The 6,427-nt window shown below is 49.9% G+C and carries 5 protein-coding genes; 2 read left to right on the top strand and 3 right to left on the bottom strand.

Going from position 1 to position 6,427, the window contains the following annotated elements:
• The first annotated feature begins 2 nt into the window (after positions 1-2).
• Entirely contained in the window at positions 3-329 is a 327-nt protein-coding gene (locus ACLTOQ_RS15190) for a DUF3837 domain-containing protein (protein ID WP_412319858.1), read from the top strand.
• A gap of 192 nt (positions 330-521) precedes the next feature.
• Here the strand turns inward: ACLTOQ_RS15190 and aroA are convergent, their stop codons facing one another.
• Genes aroA through aroF form a run of 3 tightly spaced genes read right to left on the bottom strand, consistent with a single transcriptional unit; the run spans position 522 to position 3,950 of the window.
• Positions 522-1,799, bottom strand: a complete 1,278-nt coding sequence (gene aroA / locus ACLTOQ_RS15195; protein ID WP_412319866.1) for a 3-phosphoshikimate 1-carboxyvinyltransferase — start codon at positions 1,797-1,799, stop codon at positions 522-524.
• A gap of 35 nt (positions 1,800-1,834) precedes the next feature.
• Positions 1,835-2,923 carry a prephenate dehydrogenase/arogenate dehydrogenase family protein gene (locus ACLTOQ_RS15200; RefSeq protein WP_412319860.1) on the bottom strand — a complete coding sequence of 363 codons (1,089 nt, stop codon included), beginning with the start codon at positions 2,921-2,923 and terminating at the stop codon, positions 1,835-1,837.
• Positions 2,924-2,939: 16 nt separating this feature from the next.
• Positions 2,940-3,950, bottom strand: coding sequence for a 3-deoxy-7-phosphoheptulonate synthase (gene aroF / locus ACLTOQ_RS15205; RefSeq protein ID WP_021916396.1), 1,011 nt, complete (start codon positions 3,948-3,950; stop codon positions 2,940-2,942).
• Positions 3,951-4,275: 325 nt separating this feature from the next.
• Here aroF and ACLTOQ_RS15210 point away from each other — a divergent pair, with 325 nt between their 5' ends.
• Positions 4,276-6,366 (top strand): elongation factor G, encoded by a 2,091-nt coding sequence (locus ACLTOQ_RS15210; RefSeq protein WP_412319862.1) that lies wholly within the window; start codon positions 4,276-4,278, stop codon positions 6,364-6,366.
• Positions 6,367-6,427 lie beyond the last annotated feature (61 nt).

The raw sequence follows: 6,427 nt of genomic DNA on the forward strand, positions 1-6,427 counted from the left end.
TTATGGTACCTGATCTTGCAAGAATGTCAGTGATAATCAAATCGCAGCATGAAACCTCCGTGATGACGGGGAATTATGAAATGGGCTATGCCTGCGGGCTGCTCTGTAAGCTGGCGGGCAGGGAGGTTCCGCAGTGGGAAACTCCGGTTGAATTAAAAGACCGTGTGGCAGAGCTTTTAACTGGATATGAACCGACGAATGAACGGGAAAAGAACGTTATCCATATGCTGCATTATTACCATCCGGATGAAACCGCAGACGAACAGGTAAAAGAGCTGATTGGATGGGGGTATGACGAGCAGCGCCTCTGGCAGATGCAGAGGAAGTAGTGACTGGCACAGATGTTTTTTGTACTGCAGAATCATAGAAAATTTGAGATTGCAACAATAGAATGCACGCTCTGCTAGCATTCTATTGTCATGAATTAAAAACCGGACTGGGAATCCTTATGAGAGGAAACACAGACCGGTTTTGTTTGTCTATGGAAGGTGCGTCACCATGCCAATGCCGGTGCGAAATTTTTACTTCGCCAGACCCAGCAGATCATCATAGAAGTTGGGATAACTGATTTTGACACAATCCGCATCTTTAATAGAAGTAACGCCATCGGCTGCCAGCGCGGCAACCGCGAAGCTCATGGCAATGCGGTGGTCGAGATAGGAATCGATTTCTGCGCCGTGAAGTGTTTTTCCTCCACGGATTATCATACCGTCGTCCGTAGGTGTGATATCACAGCCCATCGCGCGCAGCCCGGCAGTCACCGTGGCAATACGGTCAGATTCCTTGACCTTTAATTCAGCGGCGTCACGGATCACAGTCTGTCCGTTGGCAAATGCAGCCATTACGGCAATCATAGGAATTTCATCGATCAGTGCCGGGATCAGATTTCCCTCTACAGTTGTTCCATGCAGGGAAGAAGCAGAGACGAGCAGATCAGCAACCGGTTCCCCTGCGCAGACACGTTCGTTTAAAACAGTCAGGTTTCCACCCATTGCGCGGATCACGGTCAGGATTCCTGCGCGGGTAGGATTGATGCCGACATTGCGGATCAGAAGCTCAGAGCCAGGGACCAAAAGACCTGCTGCCAGGAAATAAGCTGCGGAAGAGATATCGCCGGGGACAAAAATCTGCTGCGCGTACAGCTCGTTTCCTGGTGTGATCGTTGCAGTCAGTCCGTCAGAGCAGATATCTGCGCCGAAACCGGAAAGCATCAGCTCCGTGTGGTTGCGGCTGAGAGCGGGCTCTGTTACGCTCGTCGGACCATCTGCATAAAGACCGGCGAGCAGGATCGAGGATTTGACCTGTGCGGATGCGACCGGCGTGGAATAAGTGATCCCGTGCAGGCTGCTGCCGGTGATGTGAAGCGGCGCGCAGCCGTTTTTACGGACGCTTTCGATTTTTGCACCCATCAGAGAAAGCGGCTCCATAATGCGCTTCATCGGACGCTTCTGAATGGAAGCGTCCCCAGTCAGCGTTGTTTCAAAGGTCTGACCACTTAAAATGCCGGAAATCAGCCGGGTTGTCGTGCCGGAATTGCCTGCATCCAACACCTCAGAGGGCGTAGACAGCCCGTGTAAGCCTTTCCCGTGTACTAAAATGCGCTCCGGTGTATTTTCAATTTCAATGCCGAGTTTTTGAAAGCAGCTGATTGTTGAAAGACAGTCCGCTCCTTGTAAAAAATTCGTAACCTCTGTCGTTCCCTGTGCGATTGCTCCGAACATCACGCTGCGGTGGGAGATCGATTTATCTCCGGGGACGGTCACTTCTCCACGCAGCGCTTTGCTGGCTGTCAGTTCCATCATACCATTAAAATCCTTTCCGTTTATCAATTTTTTCAGATATGCGTTACATAGCCGCGTCTGTTCAGCAGCTGAATCGCCTTTGTAATCGAATCTTCTTCGTAAAATTCAATTCGCAGGACGCCTTCCTGTGCCTCCCGATTATGGACGATGCCGATATTTTTGATGCTGATGTTGTTCAGCGCCAAAAGCGTGGAGACGGCGGCGATAGAACCTGCTTCATCCGGGATATCCAGACGGATAGAGTAATCCTTTTTGATCGGGCCGCTTCCGGCGTCAATAAAGGAATCGCGGTATGCACGTGCACCGTCAAAAAAGGTATAGAGCGAGGCAGAATCGTGTTCCTGCAGCTCTTTTTGAACGACGCCAAGGGCGTCGATATAATCCTGCAGCAGTCTGGAAATATTGACCGTGTTGGTCATGCAGATCTGCTCCCACATGACAGGGGAAGAGGAGGCGATCCGCGTGATATCCTTAAACCCGCCTGCAGCGATGGATTTCATCAGTCCCTGAGCATCGTCATGATCCTGTACCAGATGGACGAGGGCGGCAGCAACGATATGAGGCAGATGGCTGACAGCAGCGGTCACATAATCATGCTTCTGGCTTTCCACCTGCAGCGGGATCGCTCCCATGGAGGTGACAAGCCCCTGGAATTCTGCGATTTTCGCAGCGGGAACCTGCGGCGCGGGAGCGAGAATGTAGTAGGCGTTTTCCAAAAGGCCCGCCTTGGAATTGGCAAAGCCGATTCGCTCGCTGCCCGCCATCGGATGTCCGCCGATAAAGCAGTCCGTTAGTCCCAGAGAGTGGATCAGCGAATTGATCGGCGTCTTGACGCTCCCGACATCGGTCAGGATACAGTTCTTTTTGCGATAGGATAAAATTTTTAGCAGGTTCTCATCGTTGTGGGAAACGGGCGCGCACAGGAAAATATAATCGCAGGCAGTAAACGCGTCGCAGGGAGCCGGATAGGCTTCATCCGCAATTTTCTGTTCTGTTGCGAGCTTCAACGTTTCTTCGTTTGGGTCGCAGGCGATGATGACAATATCCTTCCGGTTGGCCTTCAATGCCCTGGCGATGGAACCGCCGATTAGGCCGAGTCCGACAAAACCACAGGTAATCATGACAGTAACTTACTCCTCAATTTCTGCCCGCAAGCTTCCAGAACGGATCGAGTTCTTTGGAAAGACGGGCGAATTTTTCAAAATTCAAAGACTGAGGACCGTCAGAAAGAGCGCAGGCAGGATTGTTGTGCACCTCGATCATCAGACCGTCCGCGCCGCAGGCAACGGCAGCTTTTGCCATCGGAGGCACATAACGGTAAGCACCTGTCGCATGGGACGGGTCTACAATAACCGGCAGATGTGTCCGCTCCTTTAAGACGGGAACCGCGCTCAAATCCAATGTATTTCTCGTGGAAGTTTCATAAGTGCGGATACCTCTTTCACATAATACCACATTTGGGTTGCCTTCCGCCATAATATATTCTGCGGCATTGAGCCATTCGTCAATCGTCGCGCACAGACCCCGCTTTAATAAAACCGGAAGACCGGAACGTCCGGCTTCTTTTAATAAGATGAAATTCTGCATATTGCGGGCACCGATCTGGATCATATCGACATATTTGACCGCTGCTTCGATCGCTTCCAGGCTGACAACCTCGCAGATCGTCGCCAGATCGAAGGCTTTTCCGGCCTCCTTCATGTATTTTAAGCCCTCTTCTTCAAGACCCTGAAAGGAGTAGGGGGAGGTACGGGGCTTATATGCACCGCCGCGCAGGATGGTCGCGCCGTTTTTCTTGACTGCTTCGGCGATCAGCATCAGCTGGTCGTTGGATTCCACCGCGCAGGGACCTGCCATAATCGTCCGGGTGTTCGGTCCGATAGAGGTGCAGCCGACCTTTACGACAGACGGCTCCGGATGAAATTTCAGGTTTGCGAGCTTATAGCTTTCCGTGACGGGAACGATTCTGTCCACGTCTGCAAGCAATGCAATATTTTCTGTGGAAAGACGGGATTTGTCACCGACTACGCCGATGATCGTAACCTGTTCGCCCTGGGACAGATGTGCGGTCAGACCGTTTGCTTCAATATACTGTGTGACAGCCTTTATATTTTTATCCGCTGCCTTCGGTTTCATTACAATGATCATAAGTAAAGTCCTCCCTTGAGTGAAAAATCTTCGATTCTGTATCTTCTTTTCGAAAAATCTCCTTGTAATATAGCACTTTAAAGTGCGAAAGTCAATTGTATCCTGTATAAATATTATATAAGAATACACGGGAAAGTCTAGCTTTTACAGAACTGGCGAAAAGATTTTCAGATAGCCAAAGAAAAACATGTCCAAAATGACGAAAAGGCTTGCTAAAAATGTGAAAGTTTAGTAGAATATCCACATGGGGAAATTGGGAATGATTTTAATCATCTAAAAATCTTTGACAGAATACCCAGAATTTGCAACATACGGAGGAATGAAGATGAACATTTACACAACTGACAAGATCCGTAACGTGGTTCTGTTAGGCCATGGCGGTTCGGGCAAAACCAGTCTGACTGAGGCAATGGCTTATCTGGCTGGCATTACATCCAGAATGGGTAAGGTCACAGACGGCAATACCGTCAGTGATTATGGCAAGGAAGAACAGAAGAGACAGATTTCGATTAATACCTCCGTTGTTCCCATCGAATGGAACGGCGTGAAGATAAATATTTTGGATACTCCCGGATATTTTGACTTTGTAGGCGAAGTAGAAGAAGCAGTAAAGGCTGCAGGCGCTGCCATCATCGTAATCAACGGCAAATCCGGCATTGAAGTCGGCACCGAGAAGGCATGGGAGCTCTGCGAAAAATATAAACTGCCCCGTTTTGTCTATGTTACCAACATGGACGTGGATAACGCTTCCTATCGTCAGATCGTAGAAGATCTGAAAGAAAAATACGGTAAGAAGATCGCACCGTTCAACCTGCCGATCCGTGAAAACGAGCACTTCGTAGGCTATGTCAACGTCGTATCCGAAACCGGTAACCGCTGGCAGGGCAAGGAGGTTGTTCCCTGTGAGATCCCGGATTACAACAGACCGAATCTTGAGATCTGCAGAGAGACGCTGATGGAAGCGGTTGCAGAAACGAGCGAAGCGTTCATGGAGCGCTATTTTGGCGGCGAGACTTTCTCCGAATCCGAAATTCGTGCAGCGCTGCGTACTAACGTTATTGATGGCTCGATCGTTCCCGTATCGATGGGCTCAAACACCCTCTGCCAGGGCGTTTACACGCTGCTGGATGATATTGTAAAATACGTTCCCAGCCCGGAAGACAGGATATGCGCAGGCATCAGCTTAAAGACAAACGGCATTTTCCAAGCGGATTATGATTTCTCCAAAGCGAAATCTGCATACATCTATAAGACGATTTCCGATCCTTTCATCGGTAAGTATTCCCTGATTAAGGTTTGCTCCGGTGTACTCAAAACGGACGATACGATGTATAACAGCGACAGCGATGTTGAGACAAAGATCGGCAAGCTGTATGTGATGCAGGGCAACAAACCGATCGAAGTGAGCGAGCTGCATGCCGGCGACCTCGGCGCACTTGCAAAGCTGACCGGCGCGAAGACCGGTGATACGCTTTCCACCAAGGCAAATCCGGTTGCTTATGCGAAGACCGAATATTCCAAGCCTTATACTGCAAAGCGCTATAAAGCGGTTAACAAGGCGGATATCGATAAGATTTCCCAGTCTCTGCAGAAGCTGACAGACGAAGATAAGACGCTGCGCGTAGTCAACGATTCCGAGAATCGTCAGACCCTGCTTTACGGCATGGGTGAGCAGCATCTGGAAGTGATTGCAAGTCGTCTGGAAAACGAATATAAAGTAAAGATTGAACTTTCCAAACCGAAGGTTGCTTACCGCGAGACGATCCGCAAGAAATCCGACGTTGAATATAAATATAAGAAACAGTCCGGCGGACACGGTCAGTATGGTCACGTTAAGATGCGTTTTGAGCCCTCCGGCGATCTGGAAGCTCCTTATGTATTCGAACAGGAGGTTGTCGGCGGCGCAGTTCCGAAAAACTACTTCCCGGCAGTAGAAAAGGGTATCGCAGAAGCCGTTCAGAAAGGTCCTCTGGCAGCATATCCGGTTGTCGGTGTAAAGGCTGTTTTATATGATGGTTCCTATCATCCGGTTGACTCTTCCGAAATGGCGTTCAAGATGGCTGCATCCCAGGCGTTTAAGAAGGGCTTCATGGAAGCGGGCCCGGTTCTGTTAGAGCCCATTTCTTCTCTGAAAGTAACCGTTCCGGATTCCTATACCGGCGACGTTATGGGCGATTTAAATAAGAGACGCGGCAGAGTGCTCGGCATGACGCCCGTTGCAGGCGGCAAGCAGATCATTGAAGCGGATGTTCCGACCTCCAATCTGTATGACTACTGCACAGATCTCCGTTCCATGACCGGCGGACGCGGCGTATACGAATATGAGTTTGCAAGATATGAGCAGGCTCCCTCAGACGTACAGGAAAAAGAAATCGCAGCGAGAGCAGCAAAGGTTGCAGAAGGCAGCGAAGAATAAAAAAGGATGTGCCTTGGCACATTCTCGCGCCGAGGCGCGGTTGCTTTAGCAACCATCTACC

Source organism: Gallintestinimicrobium sp. (assembly GCF_046968865.1).
Taxonomy (GTDB): Bacteria; Bacillota; Clostridia; order Lachnospirales; family Lachnospiraceae; genus Gallintestinimicrobium; species Gallintestinimicrobium propionicum.

Coding starts and splice junctions, on each gene's coding strand:
- aroA (WP_412319866.1), bottom strand. CDS start 1,799: ATGGAACTGACAGCCAGCAAAGCGCTGCGTGGAGAAGTGACCGTCCCC.
- ACLTOQ_RS15190 (WP_412319858.1), top strand. CDS start 3: ATGGTACCTGATCTTGCAAGAATGTCAGTGATAATCAAATCGCAGCAT.
- ACLTOQ_RS15210 (WP_412319862.1), top strand. CDS start 4,276: ATGAACATTTACACAACTGACAAGATCCGTAACGTGGTTCTGTTAGGC.
- ACLTOQ_RS15200 (WP_412319860.1), bottom strand. CDS start 2,923: ATGATTACCTGTGGTTTTGTCGGACTCGGCCTAATCGGCGGTTCCATC.
- aroF (WP_021916396.1), bottom strand. CDS start 3,950: ATGATCATTGTAATGAAACCGAAGGCAGCGGATAAAAATATAAAGGCT.